We start from the raw sequence: 15,909 nt of genomic DNA on the forward strand, positions 1-15,909 counted from the left end.
CCATCCGCCAAACGATTCTTTTGGCGGAACTTTTCTCACTCACCGGCGGTTTTCATCTCAATGGAAGCGTCACAGTGGCGCATGTTTGAAACCGGAAAAGGAGGTTGACCCATGCTTGGTTGGGCACTCACATTCCTCGTCATCGCGATCGTCGCGGCCGTTTTCGGCTTCGGCGGTATCGCATCTGCTTCGGCCGGGATCGCTCAGATCCTGTTCTTCATCTTCCTCGCACTGTTCGTGATCGGACTGATCGTGCACTTCGTGCGTGGCCGCAGCGTCTGACGAGACGAAGATACAGAAAAAGAGAAAGGGGCGCCAACGTACCTCGCGGCGCCCCTTTTTCATGGCCGCGTCACTGGCGTATCGCGTCCCCGATACCTTCCAGAAAATTCCCGATGCGATCCGCGTTGAACGCCTTGCGCTCCCGCAATTCGGCATCGACGCGCGCCGCAAGCCGTTCCGCAAGCATCCTGTGACCCGTGAGGTTCGGATGGACCGCCCCCGTGATCGCGCTGTGCGGGTCGGGCTGTGTCATCGCACTGTCGTTGCCGGTGCGGATCGCGCGGTCGCCGGGATCATAGGCATAGGGCGCCCACAGATCGGCATCCCATTGCTTTTCGGGCGGGCCGGCGTTGGGCAAATTGGTGTGCAGACCCTGCCACCAGCCATGCCCCACGAAGGCATCCCGCGTCTCGCAGACAACGGAAATTCCGTTCCGCTTGGCCGCTTTTGCCAACTCCACCCGCAGCATGTCGAACACCGCCAGCGTGCGATAGCCTTCCTCCGGCGTGAAATCGAACGACCAGTTACGCGCGATATTCAGCGGCGCACCGATCTTGAGACCTTCCCAGGCCGACGCCGGATCTTCGCCCGCCGGCGTCCCGAACACAACGGCGCGGTCCACGTCGATCGGCCCGCAAGCGTCCTCGCGTGTCGGCACGACCCGAAGCGGGTCCGGGTATTGCGTTTGCACGATATCTTCCGGGGACAACTCCAGCCGGTATTGCAGAACATTGTACAGCAGCGTCAGCCGCTCTCCGATCCCCCCGCCACCATTGCGACCATAGATCAGGTCGGCGGCATGTGGCCGGTCGTTCATGTCATGACGCAGGCAATGCTGCGCCACCGTCGGGAACAATCCCGGATCGGCTCGGTATTCGGCAGGCGGGCATACCGACGGCAGCGTGAAGAACGCGATCAGCGATGAATCGTATTCCCCCGGCAAAAGCGCGTATTTCACGAGGTCCGCAAACCCGATGTCGTTGCCACCGATCGACAGCATGAGGAGATCCGGCTTGCGCAAACTCCCTTCCGGGCATGACATCATGCCGACGCTCGGCTCATCGGTTCCGTTTTCGCCCCGGAACTGGCGCATGTAGCGATCGAGCGCGTCGTTCTTGACGAGCTCCGTGGGGAACCGGTTCTCCGCGGCCGGGTAGGGGCGCCGCTCGAACGCGGTGATGTCGATCCCGCCCAACTCGGTCGCGGTGATGTCGGCATACTGCCCGCGCGGCAGGTCGCTCCGACGTTCGACGCCCGTGCGGCACAGCTCACGCACGGCCGCGTTGACCTGGCTCAACGGCACGAAGGGCGCGTCGGGAAACCCGGAATTTTGCGGCGCGAGAAGCCCGTCGAACACCTCGGCCCCCGAACAGGCGTAATGCAGGAACGTCACGAAGCGATGCGGATCCTTCGATGCGACCTCTAGCGCGGCGAGGCTCTGGAACGAGAAAAAACTGCGATGACACCTGTCATCGACCCATTTGCGCGCCGGAAGCGGCTGGCGGAACGAGGCGCTTGAAAGCCATTCGTGGCTGCCCAGCGTGATCCCTTTCCACTGCGCCGGCACATCCGGGTTGCCCTCGCCGGACCCGTAGCTATCGCCCATTCCCACGATCACCACGTGCTCGGGTTCCATGCTGGCCTTCACCACCTCGTCCCCGACGATGACCGCGACTTCGGTGCTTCCGGTCAGCGGGATCTGAACCGCGACCGGCAGATCGCAGGGCGTCGGACCGTTGCGGAAGCTCCACCAGCACTCCTTGCCGGCAAGCTTCGACGGATCGTCCGCCGCGACGCCCAGTTTCACGCGCACAGTCTGCGCATCCTCGTCGCGGACGTATTTCAGGAGCGCATCGGTATGTTGTGCCCGGCTCGGGTCCCAATGCAGCCGATCACCGCGTTCGAGCCACGGCGCATAAGGAGACGTCATGCCGCCGACGATCGTCCTGTCGAGACGCGCGTGCCAGCCCTCGAGTCCCCCGTCCTGCGGGCGGACCCGGTATTGATCGAATAATTGATCCGCCGTCACCGCATCGCCGAGGGCCTCGAAAGGCGCGAAACGATTGGTGATTTCCCATCGTATTTCGATGCCCTGCGCATGAAGCGCCGAGCCGGATATGAGGGTGGCGAACAAGGCGGCCACGAAAGTGGCGACACGGACCTGCATGGGATGAACCTCGGTAGAGAAGGGTGCCTGTTCTTTGGCCGGACGCTAGCCCTTTCCCTCGTCCCACTCAATATCCCGCGACAGGCAGGCAGGCGAATTGGCACGCACATTTGCGTTAGTTGGGCGGCCCGTCCGATGCGCTCAGATGGTCGAAGACGATATCGGCAATCAGCCCATGCCCTGTCAGGTTCGGATGCACCGGCGCGGTCAACGCCGTTTTGTGGTGCGGCTGGACCATCACGCTGTCATTCGCCGTGCGGATCGCGCGACCCTGTCCCGGTCCGATATGTGGAAACGGGTCCCAGTCCCGCGCGTTCCACCATTCCGGCGCGCCCTTCAAGACCGCATTGGGGAAGTTCAGGTGCTCTCCCTGCCACCAACCGTATCCGACGAACGCATCGCGCGTATCGCACACCATATCGACCCCGCGCGCGGTCGCGGTTTCGGCCAGAACGGCCCGCAAGTCGTCGAATTGCCCCAGCACGTTCTGCGCTTCTTCCTGTGTCAGGTTGAGCGGCCAGTTCCGCCCGATGAGAGACGGGATCGCCGTGCGCACACCTTCCCACGGGCTGAGGGCGTCCACCACATCCGCAGGCGCACCGAACACCGCCGCGCGCTCGACCTCGGTCAACGGGTCGCAGGCATCGCTGGTCGGGGCTTCGGTGCGCAAAGGGTCCGGGTATTGCGTCATCACGATCTGCCCCGGCGCGACACGCAACCGCCTTTGGAGCACGTTGAAGAAAAGCGTGTACCGCTGGTCCATCCCCCCGACAAACGGTGTGGCGCCGCCGACGTAACGCCCCTGAATGAGGTCGGACGCATTGGGCCAGATACCACCGGCCGAACGCAGGCAATGCCGCCGGATCGAGCTGTATTCGTCCGAATTCTGATAGGGCACGCCGGGGCAGACGTCGGGATAGGCGAGCGTGGCCTCGAGGTCCGACAGCCCGTCTGCCGGAAGCAGGAAGTACCGCACGATATCCGCAAACCCGATGTCGTTCCCGCCCGCCGAAAGGAACAGGTAATCCGGCACCCGAAGCCGCGCCAGCGGGCAATCCATCAGCCCGGACCAGGGATAGGCATTGCCGTAATAGCCGCGTACGCCGCGCAACACGTTCCGGTCAAAAGGATCGTCCGGGCGCAAGCGTGTGTCGCGATAAAGCGTCGTCTTCGCCTGCGGGCGGCGATGGAACTCGTAATAATTCGTGATGTTCCGCAACTCGGTCTGCGTGACGGGATGATACTCCCGGTTCGCGAAGCCAGCCGAATTCGGTCGCAGACGAAGCGGCCCCGTGCACAACTCCCGCACAGCCGCATTGACCTGCGCATAGGGGACATACCGACGCTCTTCTTCCTCCCAACTCTGGTATTGCGGCGCGATCATCCCGTCGAAGATCTCCGCACCCGTGCAGGCATAATGGAGGAAGGTGACGAACCGGTGCGGATCGTCCGAGGCGAGTTTCAACGCCGTCAGGCTCTGATGCGAGAAGAAGCTGCGGTGACACCGGTCGTCGATCCACCGCCGGTCGGGCAGGGTGTGATAATTCCAAAACCGCGTGAACCATTTCACGCCCTGATCCGCCGCTGATTGCGTGTCCGACGTCTTCCACCGCGCCGGAACGTCCGGGTTTCCCTCGCCAGTCGCATAGCTGTCGCCGATCCCCACGATGACAAGGTGTTCGGGCTCGAGGTAGTCCACCGCTTCCGTCGCCCCGCGCGTGACACGCAGTGTCGCGCCCCGCAGCTGCATCTTGATCGGCACCTCCTCGGCGCAGGGCCAAGGCGCAAAGGTGACGTTCCAGTCGCACTGCCCGGTGGTCAGCCGCTCGCCGTCCTCGTCCACCGCCCAGACCCGCGCATAGATATAGGTGTCGTCGCCGTCTTCTTCTTTGACGAACTTCAAAAGCTCCGCGCGGTGCTCGGCCTTGTCCGGGTCCCAATGCAATTCGCCCAGGGGCGCGCGCAGGAACGCCTCATAAGGCGACGTCATGCGGCCATGATCCGCGATGAACCGCGCGTGCCACTCCCCCACGGTCTCTCCGTCTGCCATCCCGTAGGTCTCGAACAGCCCGACCGCCATCCCCCTGTCGCCCACGTTCCCCCCGTCGCGGGTCGTGCTCAGCGCCTGAAACGGGGCGAACCGATTGACGATTTCCCATTCGATTCCAATGCCTTGCGCACGAAGCGGACTGGCGAAAAGAGGCAATAGACACAGGGCGACGAGCATCGGTCGAAACGGCATACGCAGCTCCAATTTCATCGAGGGTCCGCCGTCAGCCTACCCGCAAACGCAATTTCGTCAAAACCCACAAGAAAAAACGCGGCCCCCGGGCACCGGGAACCGCGTTTCGCACCTAAAGATGTTTTGCCCGAATCAGGCGTTCAACGTCTCCGTCGATGAGAAGAACATGGCCTGCGACACCGCAGAGCGCACCTGTTCTTCCGAATAGGGTTTGGTGATGACGAAGGCCGGTTCCGGGCGCTCGCCGGTCAGGAGCCGTTCAGGGAAAGCGGTGATGAAAATCACCGGAATGTCGCCCGAAGCCTTCAGAATTGCGTTCACCGCGTCGATCCCGCTCGAATTGTCGGCGAGTTGGATGTCCGACAGGATCAGGTCGGGCTTTTCCTTGCCCGCAAGATCGATCGCTCCGCGCTCGGTGCGCGCGACCCCGGTGATCGCATGGCCCATGTCGGCCACGATATCCTGAAGATCCATCGCGATGATCGCTTCGTCTTCGATGACGAGGATACGGCCCTTCACGCTGTCCTCCATTTCCTTGCGCGCCACCCGCACGAGATGCTCGATCTCGCTGGTGTCGGTCTCCATGATTTCCGAGATTTCGTCGACCGAGAACTCCTCGACCGTGTGCAGAAGCAACGCTTCGCGGGTGTTCGTGGTCAGCCTTGCGAGGTGGCGCTGGGCACGGGCATGAATGCCGTCCTCGTCCAACTCGACAGGGGCGCCCGAACTCGCCCAGATCTGGTGAAATGCGCGAAACAGCGCCACTTTGTCCGAGGAAAGTCCCATCTCGAAAACCGATCGGTCCTCGAGCAATGCCTCTAGCGTTGCTGCGGCATATGTGTCGCCCGATGTTTGACTGCCTGTGAGCGCCCTCGCGTAACGCCGCAAGTAAGGCAGCATTGAAGCTATCTTTACCGAAAGATACTCGGTGTTCGTGTCGTTCATCCCAATTTTCCCACTGCGTCCGATATTTTTTGCGTTTTCCTTGGAACCGAACCCGCCAATCGGGGTTATGTTCCCGGTGAGGGAAAAAAAGTTTGAGAAATTCGAGGCGAAACGGGACCGAGCCGGCATGAATGACGACAAAGACAAAGGTCGACTGGAACAACAGATCGACGATAACCTGCGTAAGGTTTATCAGCGCCACCTTGAAGAGGAGGTGCCCGATAGATTCACGGACCTACTGGCGAAGCTGAAAGAAGCGGACGAAAAGGGGTCGGCATATGGCAAATGATGCCAGCGCTCGCGACCCGCGCGAAGAGGTCGTGGAGCATCTCCCGGCGATGCGCGCATTTGCTGCGTCTTTGACCCGGAACTCGGCCGCAGCCGACGACCTTGTTCAGGATACGATCGTCAAGGCTTGGAAGAATTTCGACAAGTTTCAGGAAGGAACGAACCTCCGCGCCTGGCTCTTCACCATTCTCCGCAACACGTTCTATTCCGACCTTCGCAAGAAAAAGCGCGAAGTCGAAGACGTCGATGGCGTCATGGCCGAAACGCTGTCGGAAAAGCCGCACCATGACGGGCGTCTCGCGATGGCGGACTTCGAAAAGGTCTTCGTGGAACTCCCTGTCGAGCAACGCGAAGCGCTGATTCTGGTCGGGGCCTCCGGCATGTCCTACGAAGAAGCGGCAGAAACCTGCGGCGTTGCCATCGGTACGATCAAGAGCCGCATCAACCGGGGCCGCGCACGCCTCGCTGAACTTCTCGATCTGAACGACAACGAGAATATCGAACTGACGGACCAGGCCACGATGGCGGTCGTGTCGGGCGGTATGCCGGTGAGGAAAAACACGGGTTGATGGCGCGACTGAAGGAATTGCGTCGGTCGCTGACGTTTCGGATTGCAGGTCTTCTCGCACTGGCACTGCTGCCTGTCGGCCTCATATCCGTGGTGACGACCTACCAGCTTTTGAACAAGGCTGACCGCGAGTTGCGCGATGGTCTTCTTGCACTCACCTCCGAGGCAGCGGCCGAGCAGGAAGCCGCGGTTCGATCGGCCACGGGCGTGGCGAAGGCCTTTGTCGGGATGATCCCCGTGCTGCGGTCAACCGGGTTCGAATGCGAAGAGCCGCTGCAGAACATCCTGCGCGACAGCCCTGAGCTTTCGTTTCTCGGCTATGTCGCAAACGACGGAACGCTTCTGTGTGCGTCGGCAGACCAAGGCTCCGACCTGTCGGATCGACCGCTGCACAAGGAATTCGTCGAGAACCCAGGCCCGCGCGTGAAGTTCAACGCGATGGGGGCGATTTCCAAAACGGCGGTCGTGATCGTGTCGCTCCCCGTCATTTCCGACGGGGCGTACGACGGCTATGTCACGGCCTCGCTCCCGCATCGGCAGCTCAACCGCCCGACGCCGGGCACTGTCGGGCGGGAACGCCCGCTCGAGCTGATCACGTTCAATGCGGAAGGCGAGGTTCTTACGTCCACTGCGAATGGCGACAGGGAGGAACGGTTCCTGCCGTCGAACCGCTCGCTGTCTGCGCTCGTGTCGGGCGAAGAGGCGACATTCGTTGCGCGCGTGGCCTCGGGTGAGGAGCGCCTGTTCGCGCTCAGCCCGATCGTGCCCGGTCAGGTCTTCGCACTCGGATCTTGGGAATACAGGCGCGGGCCCATGTTCGGCGGTCTCGGGATCGGCTCGTCGCTCCTGTTCCCGCTTCTCATGTGGGTCGTCAGCCTTCTGGTCGCCTTTTTCGCGGTGCAGCGCATGGTCATCAAGCCGACCCGCAATCTGCGCGCCCGGATGCTGCAGTTCATGCGGTCCCGGCGACTTGTCGAGCCGAACAACGATCCCTCGATCCCGACGGAAATCCGGGACATGGAAGAGACCTGGATGCGCCTGGCCGAGAACATCCTTCACGACGAAGCCGAGCTCTACGACACGATCCACCAGCGCACGGTGTTGTTGAAGGAAGTGCACCACAGGGTCAAAAACAACCTTCAGCTCATCGTGTCGCTCGTCGGCATGAAGATGCGCAAAGCAAAGTCGCCGGCGGTCAAACTGGCGCTTTCCAATGTGCAGCAGCGCGTCATGTCCATCGCTCGCGTGCACCAGAACCTCTATGAGACCTCCACCGCCGAACGGGTGCGCGCAGGCGAACTCCTCGATGCGATCACCGGCCAGATCGTGGCGGCGGCGTCTCAGGGCGAAGAGGAGCTGGACCTCGAAACCCGCTTCGACGATTGCGAGGTTTACCCCGATCAGGCCGTTCCCCTGTCGCTCGCCGTGTCCGAGTTGATAACCAATGCGCTCAAGCATATCGGCCCGCTCGAAGGAGAGAAAAAAGCCCGCCTCGAAGTGTCGTTGAATTGCGAAGAAGGCTCGGGGCATGGACAGGTCAAGGTCTGCAACACCCTTCCGCCGGAACCCGTGCCGCAGGTCGAAGACAGCACTGGGCTCGGTGAGCAACTGGTCCGCGCATTCTCGAGCCAGATGGAGGCGGCAGTCCACCGCGAAGAGACCGACACACATTACACAGTCATCATTGATTTCCCGATCCAGGGCTTCGACGACAATATCGTGCCGTCCGACCACGTAATTCCCGTTTCCTCGGGAACGCCGAGACGGGATCGAGCGTTATCATCGTGAACCTTGAAAGGAGGTATCACGATGAACTGGGATCAAATTCAAGGCCAATGGAAGCAAGTCAAAGGCGAAGCTCAGTCCCGCTGGGGCGAGCTGACGAACGATGACCTCGACGAAGTGAACGGCGAGCGTGAAAAGCTCGAAGGCAAGATCCAGGAACGCTACGGCAAGTCGCGTGAAGAAGCGAAACGCGCCGTAGACGACTGGCTAGCAGAAGCCTGATCCGACATGACCCGCGCCTGTCCGGAGCAATCCGGGCAGGCATTACTTTTGCTAACCCAGGATCGACTTGATCGCTCGGAAAAAGACCCGTGATCCCAGCGGGATCAGATCATCGGGAAAATCGTAATACCCATCGTGAAGCGGCGGGCAGTCCTCGCCCGACCCCAGCAGGAACATCGCCGACCTGGCGACGTCGCCGAACAAGCCGAAATCTTCCGACCACCGCATCGGCAATGGGATATCGGCCTGCACAAGCCCTTCCGTTTCGATCGCACGGGCCAGAATGCGGGTCGCATCCGCGTCATTGGTGGAATGGCGGAATACGTCGTGATGCGTGATCTCGACGGCAAGGCCATCGGCACACCCGCGAATGACCTCCTCGACCTCCGCGACAAGCGCCTGCATCCGCTCATCGCGCTGGGTGCGCAGGGTGATCCAGACCTCGCCATGTCCCGGCGCGATGCCGAAAGCCGGCTCCCCCGCGCGCACATGCGTCACCGTGACCCGCGCGAAATCCCGCGCCTGCGGCCAGTCGCCCGCGCCCATCCCCGCCAATCCGTCGATCAGCCGCGCAATTGCGGGCACCGGCGAATGCCCGGTCTCCGGCTGCGAGGCATGGGCCGTCCGGCCACCCAGCACGATTCGCAACCCGCGCGACGCACAGGCCATCGGACCTTCCGCCACCGCCGCCGCACCAAGCGCGAGCCCAGGCAAATTGTGCAGTGCGAACGCATAGTCCGGGCGCAAAGCCGCGAACTGCGGATCCGCCAGAACCCGCGCGGCCCCCGAACCATCCTCTTCAGCCGGCTGGAACAGAAGCACGACGCGCCCGCTCGCCGGCCGCTCCCGCGCCAAGAGCCGTGCGACGCCAGCGCAGATCGCCATATGTCCGTCGTGGCCACAAAGATGCCCGCGCCCCTCCACCGTCGAGCGATGCGCGACCTCGGCCTTGTCCTCGATCGGCAGACCGTCCAGCTCGCAGCGGATCATCACCTTGGGTCCATCCCCCGCGCCCTCGAACACCGCCGCGACGCCATGCCCCCCCAGCCCGCCGATGATCTGGTCCGGCCCTGCCGCGCCCAGCATCGAGACCACGCGACGCGCCGTTTCGGCCTCGTCGCCCGAAAGGTTTGGCGCGGCATGCAAAACGCGGCGCCACTCGGTCAGGTCCGCAATGTCCCGGTTCGTCAGCTTCGGCGTATCGATCTTCACTCTCCCATGTGCCTGCGCCAACAATACCGCTTTGACGACATGATGCGAGCAGCTAACAAAAAAGCCCCGCCAAATGTGGCGGGGCCTTCAATGGGTTCGTTGCCTTTTACGGGCAAGCTGCGCGGTAGCGCGTGCCGTTCGGACGCTGGTAGATGCACTGACCTTGCGCATCCGCCGCACGACCGATCAGGTTGCCGGCCGCAGCGCCCGTTGCGCCGCCGATCACGGCACCGCCAAGCGATCCGGTCGTCAGCCCGCCGATCGCGGCGCCCGTAGCGGCACCGACCGCCGTGGCCTGAGTCTGGTTCTGGGTTTCGCAACCGGCCAGCGCCAGCACTGCAGCGGCGGCAAGAGCAAGAATAGGGGTCTTCATGTCTGTCTCCTCGAATCAATTCACATCCCGAGGGTAACGCGGCTGCGAGCGAAATGGTTCCTAAAAATCAGAATCTTGGCGGAAGGTCGCCTGCCCACGCATTTGCCGCGTTCACGTATCGCGGACGCGCGCCAGCCGTGCGCGATGCCGCGCCATCGCGGGCTCGAGCAGCGTATAGAGAATCCAGTCGCCCATATGCCGCTCACAGATCGCCGTGCGCATCTCAGGTGTCAGGCTCGCACCCCGCTTCGCCGTTTTTCCGACATTCGCGACGTACTCCGTGACCTCGGGGAACCCGTGGCTCACCGCGAGATGGTCGAGCGAGGCCGAGAAATGCTCGGTCACACCGACGAACCGATACCGCTTCGCCAGTCGTTCGAGTTGCCGTTCGATACCGCCCGTGCGCCCGACGAGTTGATTGAGCTGACTGTTCGGCGGAACCGAGTCCAGAAAGGCCTCGAAGGTCGGAAATTCCCTTCGAAAGTTTTGGTGCTTGGGATGGGCTTCGGAAGAATTATACGCGTATTGCGACACCAGCCGATCCGCAGGGTTGCGGATGACGGTGATGAGCATCGGACGCCCCGCGCCACGCATGAGATGCTTGAACTGGTTCCAGTTGGCGTGACCGATCAGCACTTGGCGCAACGGCGTGTCGCTTTGCGCCTGAGCCGCTTTCGCCTCCTCCCAGGCTATATCCAGATCCTGCTTCACCTGACCGTACCTAAGGCTCCGCGTCAGGTCATAGGCCCCGTTAAGCGTGTGAAAAATCGCGCTTCCGGCTGTCTTCGGAATATGCACGAAGATCGTGATCTCGGCGTCCTGCTTCCACCGACCCGGCTTCACGCGCTCAGGATCGAACCGCGTGAGAATTGATGTCACCAACGTTTCGGGAAGCGCGTTCATCGCGGCGTCCGTCGCCAGCCGAAGCGCTTCGGGCTGGTTCTCCACCAGCGCGTCCGGCTTGGGCTGCGGTGTCCTTTCACCCGGACGCACCGGTCGGACGTCCCGCTTGCCAAGACGTTTCAGAATTCGGTCAAGTCGCGACACGCCTTACCAGTCTCCGGTGCTTTCCATCGACGCCCAGGGTTCCTGAACCGGAAGCGCGTCGCCCTCCTGGATCAACTCGACCGAGATGTTGTCGGGGCTCTTGAAAAACGCCATGCGCCCATCGCGCGGGGGGCGGTTGATGGTGATCCCGGCATCCATGAGCTTCTGGCAGAAGACATAAATGTCATCGACGCGGTAGGCGAGGTGGCCCCAGCTTCTCCCGGTCCGATAGTCCTCGTCGCTGTCCCAGTTGTAGGTCAGCTCAAGTTCTGGCGACATCGTCTCACGCGAGGTGGCCTCGTCCTTCGGGGCCGCGAGGAAGACGAGCGTGAACTTGCCCTCTGGCACGTCCCGGCGGCGAATTTCGACCATCCCGACCTTGTTCACCCAGAAGTCGATGCTTTCATCGAGATCGGTGACGCGGATCATCGTGTGGACATAGCGCATTTCGGTCTCCTGTCTGACTGCGGCGTCATGCGTTACGCGCGCCATTCATCCCAAGATCAAAGTCGGTTCTGCAAGAGAGCCGCGCCATTCGCGATCCCGAGAAGGGTCTGAAGCGCAATGGCGGGGCTTTCCGTCGCCATGACGGTGTCGCCGGGCTGAACCTTGAAACTCCGAGCCGCGAACAATCCGTCCGCCGTCGTGATGTCCATGATGAAGATCACCTGGCTGTCGGTCGGCCCATGTTTTCCGTCGCGGGTGACGGCCGAGGCCGGATAATCCCGCAGGATCAGAATGCCGGTCGGGTCGGCGCGCTGGTCGATCAGCCCGCGCAGCCGCGCGACGGCTTCGATGGCCGTGAGCGTCTCACGCTCGAAATAGACCGGCGCTTCCACGCCCGTCGCGCCGAGCGCCGTGAAGAAACGCTTGTCCTCTTCCACGAAAATCTTGTCCCCGCCGCGCAGCACGATGTTATAGGCGGCGTTGGAGAAAAGCTCGTCGGCATTGATCGCATAGGTCTGGCCACCCCGGATCACGCGAACCAGCGGGTTGCGCAGGTTCGGCGCGACGCCGCCCCCCTGTGCCAGCGCGGTCAGGATCGTGACATTGCGGCCCGACAGCGTAAGCGGGCCGGGGTTGCGCATCCCACTGACCAGGTCGACCGCGTTGTTCGCCCCCGGCTGAAAGCTGAGCTGCACCTGCGCGTTGGGTGAAATGCGCTCGATCTCCTGCTGAATCTCTTCGCGCGCCTGGTCGGGCGTCTGGCCGTTGATGACGACATTGCCGACATAAGGCACGAACACCTCGCCCGCCGAGCTGACGGTGATGTTCTGCATCTGCGCGACCTTCTGGTTCGGCGCGGTCAGAAGCGAATTCGGGTCACTGTCCCAGATATCGAGCGAGACCTGATCGCCCGGACGGATCACCGCCGATTGCGGACCGCCCGTCGCTTGTAGCCAGCGGTAACCTTTCGACGGCCCGGTGGCCGGCCAGCGCGAGATGGTCGGCATGTTGGCGCGGGTGATCTCGACGACCTGGATGCCGGCATTCTTCTCGGCGTTTGTGGTGACGATTTCCGAGCGCAGGGGGGCGCCGCGCGGCAGGCTGCAAGCCCCGAGGGCGGCACAGGCCATGAGTGCAATCGCGATGCGGCGCAAGTCGTTGATCCCCCGTGTGGCAGTCTGGTTGGTTTCGCCGATTCAGGGGGGCTGTGCAAGCGCAGGGAAGCGATTATTCGCCGTGCTCGTTTTTCACTGTGGTTTTCGGGCCATCCCCGCGCGGCCCCAGATGCCGCTCCCCCCGCGCTTTGGACAGGGCAATCTGACGCTGCCGCTCGCGAAACCGCTCGCGCCGCGCGGCGTCGTATTCGGTGATGCAGTGGTGACAGGACACGCCTTCCTCGAACTCAGAGCGGTCGCGGTCCTCCGGCAGGATCGGACGGCGGCAGGCATGGCACAGGTCGTGCGGTCCTTCGCGCAACCCGTGGCCGACACTCACCCGCCCGTCGAACACGAAGCATTCGCCCGACCACAGGCTCTCCGCTTCGGGCACCTCCTCGAGGTATTTCAGGATCCCGCCCTTGAGGTGATAAACCTCGTCGATCCCCTGCTGGAGCAGGAAATTCGTCGATTTCTCACAGCGGATTCCGCCGGTGCAGAACATGGCGATCCGCTTGTTGTGAAACCGCTCCTTGTTCGCCGCCCACCAATCCGGAAACTCACGAAAACTGGTGGTTTCCGGGTCCACCGCACCTTCGAACGTGCCGATGGCGACCTCGTAATCGTTGCGCGTGTCGATCACCGCGACATCCGGCGCACTGATAAGCGCATTCCAATCCTTGGGCGCGACGTAATGTCCGGTGCCCGCGCGCGGGTCCACGTCAGGCTGCCCCATTGTGACGATCTCGCGCTTGAGCCGCACCTTCATCCGCCCGAACGGCTGTTCGCGTGCCTCCGACAGCTTGTAATCGAAGCCCTTGCAGCCCGGCAAAGCGTCGATATGGGCGATGAGCACCCGGATCGCTTCGCGTCGCCCCGCCACCGTCCCGTTGATCCCTTCCTGCGCCAAGAGCAGTGAGCCGGTGATCCCCTCGCGCAAACACAGGTCGAGCAGCGGACCACGGATCGCGGCGGGGTCATCGAAACGCGTGAAGTGATAGAGGGCGCAGACAGTGAACATGGCGGGCATTTACGCGCCGACGGATAAGCGATCAAGAGCGGGTTATCGGCGCCGGACGGGCCGCAAAGATTACTGGACCGTGAAGGTTGCACCGAACCTGCCTGTAACCATAAGGAAAATATCATAAAAATGATTCCGGGATTCTAGAATTCTAGAATCCCGGTAGGAAAACACCGTGCCTCAGTAACGATACCCGCGATGCAGCCCGACCCGGCGTTCGAGCGACGCCCAAAGTCGGTCGAAATCCGTGTCGTTTACGAGCGTCGACGCGGAAATGCGGATCGTCCCGTCCATGTGCCTGATCACAAGGTGACGGTCCCCGTCGCGCCGGGAGGCTTCGATATCCGAAATCCCCTTGTAGCTGAGCCTCAACGCCTCGCGGCCGGTCGGCACGACAATCCCCTGCAGGTCGAGCCGTATTTCGCCGTGCCCTCGCGCAATCCCAAAGTGCCCGCGACGCCCCAGATACCATCCGGCAGCAGCCAGCGCCCCAAGCAGCCCGGCCCCGATGACGCCGACCGCCCCGGCCAACGCCGCGACCCCTGCACCAAAGGCAATTGCCTCGCCCGAACCGCGCAAGCGCGAGGGTCGCGCCGCAGGGCGCGTGTAGCCATACGTTTCGGTTTTCATGTCTGTGTCCTGATATCGCGGGTCGGCAGGCCCGCCGGGATACCCGGAACCTCGGCTGCAAACGCGGCGGCATTTTGGCTGCACCGGATCAATTGCTTGATTTCGTGAAGGCGGTTGCCACAACTATTAACGACTGGAGGTTTCGATGATCAAAGTGCTCGCCCTCGCCATACTGACTTTGACCGCCGCACCCCTCGCGGCCCAGGTCCCCGACAGCGCCGCGCAGATGCAGCTTTCCTTCGCGCCGGTCGCGAAACGCGCGGCCCCGGCCGTCGTGAACATCTATGCCACCCGCGTGGTCGAGCGCCGGCTCCCCTTCGCGGACGATCCGTTCTTCTCGCAGTTCTTCGGGGACTTCGACCTGCCGCCTTCGGTGCAGAACTCGCTTGGATCGGGTGTGATCGTCGGTGACGGCATGGTGGTGTCCAACTATCACGTTGTCGGCAATGCGACCGACATTCGCGTCGTGCTCGCGGACAGGCGCGAATACGCGGCCACGCTGGTCCTGGCGGATGAACCTGCCGATCTCGCCGTGCTGCGGCTCGAAAACGCCCCGCCGCTTCCGGCCCTCGATCTGGCAGACAGCGACGCGATCGAGGTCGGCGACCTCGTTCTGGCCATCGGCAACCCCTTTGGCGTGGGGCAGACGGTCTCTTCCGGCATCGTTTCGGGGCTGGCGCGCACCGGGCAGGGGGGTGCCGCGCTGATGGGCGGCGGGCGCTATTTCATCCAGACCGACGCGCCGATCAATCCGGGCAACTCCGGCGGGGCGCTGGTGGATATGTCCGGCAAGCTCCTTGGCATCAACACGCAGATCGTCACGCGATCGGGCGGCTCCAACGGCATCGGCTTCGCCATTCCCGCGAACCTCGTGAAACAGGTCGTCGCGCAGGCCGCCGCCGGGAATGATCGTTTCGAGCGCCCATGGTCCGGCCTCGAAGTGCAGCAGGTCGACGCGACGATGGCAGAAGCGCTGGGCCTCGACCGCCCGATGGGCGTCATCATCCGCCGGCTGCACGAGAACAGCCCCTTCGCCGCCGCCGGGCTGACGACCGGTGACGTGCTGGTAGCGATCGAGGATCAACCCGTCAACGCCGCCGCCGAACTGGATTTCCGCCTCGCGACCTTCCCGATGGGCGAAACCGTCTCGGTCCGGTACCTCTCGGCGGACGGTTGGGGTGGGGCGCGTGTCTCTATCGTCCCGCAACCCGAAGGTCTGGAGCCCGATCTGGACACGATCACCATCGACGGCCCGTTTCAGGGGATGACCGTGACAGCACTTACCCCGGAAATCGCCAATTCCCTGCGCGCGCCCGCCGACCTGCGCGGTGTCGTCATCGTCGACGCGCAGGGCCGCGCCGCCAATGCAGGGTTCCAGCGCGGCGATATCCTGCTTTCCGTCAATCGAATCTCTGTCACGACGCCCGACGATCTCGAAAACGTGGTGCGCGGTCAGTCCGGCTGGTGGCGTGTCGACTTCATGCGCGGCAATCGCCGGGTCACAGCCCGTTTCAACGGATAGGCGA

16 protein-coding genes are annotated in these 15,909 nt (G+C 62.9%); 6 read left to right on the forward strand and 10 right to left on the reverse strand.

Annotated elements, in window-relative coordinates:
• Positions 1-111: 111 nt before the first annotated feature.
• On the forward strand, positions 112-282 hold the full coding sequence (locus KJP28_RS15525) for a DUF1328 domain-containing protein (protein ID WP_218393547.1): 171 nt from the start codon (positions 112-114) through the stop codon (positions 280-282).
• A gap of 70 nt (positions 283-352) precedes the next feature.
• On the opposite strand, the gene KJP28_RS15530 is transcribed toward KJP28_RS15525, so the two are convergent.
• From KJP28_RS15530 to KJP28_RS15540, 3 genes are all read right to left on the reverse strand, one after another.
• Complete coding sequence (locus tag KJP28_RS15530) at positions 353-2,449, reverse strand: SGNH/GDSL hydrolase family protein (RefSeq protein ID WP_218393548.1); 2,097 nt, start codon at positions 2,447-2,449, stop codon at positions 353-355.
• Between the two features lie 115 nt (positions 2,450-2,564).
• Entirely contained in the window at positions 2,565-4,709 is a 2,145-nt protein-coding gene (locus tag KJP28_RS15535; RefSeq protein WP_218393549.1) for a hypothetical protein, read from the reverse strand.
• A 114-nt stretch (positions 4,710-4,823) separates the two neighbouring features.
• Complete coding sequence (locus tag KJP28_RS15540; RefSeq protein WP_218393550.1) at positions 4,824-5,636, reverse strand: response regulator; 813 nt, start codon at positions 5,634-5,636, stop codon at positions 4,824-4,826.
• 127 nt (positions 5,637-5,763) lie between these two features.
• Between KJP28_RS15540 and KJP28_RS15545 the strand changes: the two genes are divergently transcribed.
• The 4 genes from KJP28_RS15545 to KJP28_RS15560 are packed head-to-tail and all read left to right on the forward strand — an operon-like array spanning position 5,764 to position 8,499.
• Complete coding sequence (locus KJP28_RS15545; protein ID WP_218393551.1) at positions 5,764-5,925, forward strand: NepR family anti-sigma factor; 162 nt, start codon at positions 5,764-5,766, stop codon at positions 5,923-5,925.
• Positions 5,915-6,493: an RNA polymerase sigma factor gene (locus KJP28_RS15550; RefSeq protein WP_218393552.1), complete on the forward strand. Its 579-nt coding sequence runs from the start codon at positions 5,915-5,917 to the stop codon at positions 6,491-6,493. Before KJP28_RS15545 ends, KJP28_RS15550 begins: the two co-directional genes overlap by 11 nt.
• The gene (locus KJP28_RS15555) at positions 6,493-8,280 is read left to right on the forward strand and encodes a sensor histidine kinase (RefSeq protein WP_218393553.1); all 1,788 of its coding nucleotides are present in this window, start codon (positions 6,493-6,495) and stop codon (positions 8,278-8,280) included. Before KJP28_RS15550 ends, KJP28_RS15555 begins: the two co-directional genes overlap by 1 nt.
• Positions 8,281-8,301: 21 nt before the next feature.
• Positions 8,302-8,499, forward strand: coding sequence for a CsbD family protein (locus KJP28_RS15560; RefSeq protein WP_218393554.1), 198 nt, complete (start codon positions 8,302-8,304; stop codon positions 8,497-8,499).
• Positions 8,500-8,550: 51 nt separating this feature from the next.
• Here the strand turns inward: KJP28_RS15560 and KJP28_RS15565 are convergent, their stop codons facing one another.
• From KJP28_RS15565 to KJP28_RS15595, 7 genes are all read right to left on the reverse strand, one after another.
• Entirely contained in the window at positions 8,551-9,711 is a 1,161-nt protein-coding gene (locus KJP28_RS15565) for an amidohydrolase (protein WP_336245353.1), read from the reverse strand.
• Between the two features lie 106 nt (positions 9,712-9,817).
• Positions 9,818-10,084, reverse strand: coding sequence for a glycine zipper domain-containing protein (locus KJP28_RS15570; RefSeq protein ID WP_218393555.1), 267 nt, complete (start codon positions 10,082-10,084; stop codon positions 9,818-9,820).
• 111 nt (positions 10,085-10,195) lie between these two features.
• Positions 10,196-11,131 (reverse strand): sulfotransferase family 2 domain-containing protein, encoded by a 936-nt coding sequence (locus tag KJP28_RS15575; protein ID WP_218393556.1) that lies wholly within the window; start codon positions 11,129-11,131, stop codon positions 10,196-10,198.
• 3 nt (positions 11,132-11,134) lie between these two features.
• Positions 11,135-11,578 (reverse strand): VOC family protein, encoded by a 444-nt coding sequence (locus tag KJP28_RS15580; protein WP_218393557.1) that lies wholly within the window; start codon positions 11,576-11,578, stop codon positions 11,135-11,137.
• A 56-nt stretch (positions 11,579-11,634) separates the two neighbouring features.
• On the reverse strand, positions 11,635-12,732 hold the full coding sequence (locus KJP28_RS15585; RefSeq protein WP_218393558.1) for a polysaccharide biosynthesis/export family protein: 1,098 nt from the start codon (positions 12,730-12,732) through the stop codon (positions 11,635-11,637).
• 73 nt (positions 12,733-12,805) lie between these two features.
• Positions 12,806-13,753 (reverse strand): oxygen-dependent tRNA uridine(34) hydroxylase TrhO, encoded by a 948-nt coding sequence (gene trhO / locus KJP28_RS15590; protein ID WP_218394017.1) that lies wholly within the window; start codon positions 13,751-13,753, stop codon positions 12,806-12,808.
• Between the two features lie 180 nt (positions 13,754-13,933).
• On the reverse strand, positions 13,934-14,383 hold the full coding sequence (locus KJP28_RS15595; RefSeq protein ID WP_218393559.1) for a hypothetical protein: 450 nt from the start codon (positions 14,381-14,383) through the stop codon (positions 13,934-13,936).
• Between the two features lie 145 nt (positions 14,384-14,528).
• Here KJP28_RS15595 and KJP28_RS15600 point away from each other — a divergent pair, with 145 nt between their 5' ends.
• Positions 14,529-15,905 carry a trypsin-like peptidase domain-containing protein gene (locus KJP28_RS15600; RefSeq protein WP_218393560.1) on the forward strand — a complete coding sequence of 459 codons (1,377 nt, stop codon included), beginning with the start codon at positions 14,529-14,531 and terminating at the stop codon, positions 15,903-15,905.
• The last annotated feature ends 4 nt before the right edge of the window (positions 15,906-15,909 follow it).

The sequence above is a fragment of the Maritimibacter dapengensis genome (assembly GCF_019218265.1).
Taxonomy (GTDB): Bacteria; Pseudomonadota; Alphaproteobacteria; order Rhodobacterales; family Rhodobacteraceae; genus Maritimibacter; species Maritimibacter dapengensis.

Coding starts and splice junctions, on each gene's coding strand:
- trhO (WP_218394017.1), bottom strand. CDS start 13,753: ATGTTCACTGTCTGCGCCCTCTATCACTTCACGCGTTTCGATGACCCC.
- KJP28_RS15595 (WP_218393559.1), bottom strand. CDS start 14,383: ATGAAAACCGAAACGTATGGCTACACGCGCCCTGCGGCGCGACCCTCG.
- KJP28_RS15535 (WP_218393549.1), bottom strand. CDS start 4,709: ATGAAATTGGAGCTGCGTATGCCGTTTCGACCGATGCTCGTCGCCCTG.
- KJP28_RS15550 (WP_218393552.1), top strand. CDS start 5,915: ATGGCAAATGATGCCAGCGCTCGCGACCCGCGCGAAGAGGTCGTGGAG.
- KJP28_RS15530 (WP_218393548.1), bottom strand. CDS start 2,449: ATGCAGGTCCGTGTCGCCACTTTCGTGGCCGCCTTGTTCGCCACCCTC.
- KJP28_RS15525 (WP_218393547.1), top strand. CDS start 112: ATGCTTGGTTGGGCACTCACATTCCTCGTCATCGCGATCGTCGCGGCC.
- KJP28_RS15570 (WP_218393555.1), bottom strand. CDS start 10,084: ATGAAGACCCCTATTCTTGCTCTTGCCGCCGCTGCAGTGCTGGCGCTG.
- KJP28_RS15545 (WP_218393551.1), top strand. CDS start 5,764: ATGAATGACGACAAAGACAAAGGTCGACTGGAACAACAGATCGACGAT.
- KJP28_RS15600 (WP_218393560.1), top strand. CDS start 14,529: ATGATCAAAGTGCTCGCCCTCGCCATACTGACTTTGACCGCCGCACCC.
- KJP28_RS15540 (WP_218393550.1), bottom strand. CDS start 5,636: ATGAACGACACGAACACCGAGTATCTTTCGGTAAAGATAGCTTCAATG.
- KJP28_RS15555 (WP_218393553.1), top strand. CDS start 6,493: ATGGCGCGACTGAAGGAATTGCGTCGGTCGCTGACGTTTCGGATTGCA.
- KJP28_RS15580 (WP_218393557.1), bottom strand. CDS start 11,578: ATGCGCTATGTCCACACGATGATCCGCGTCACCGATCTCGATGAAAGC.
- KJP28_RS15560 (WP_218393554.1), top strand. CDS start 8,302: ATGAACTGGGATCAAATTCAAGGCCAATGGAAGCAAGTCAAAGGCGAA.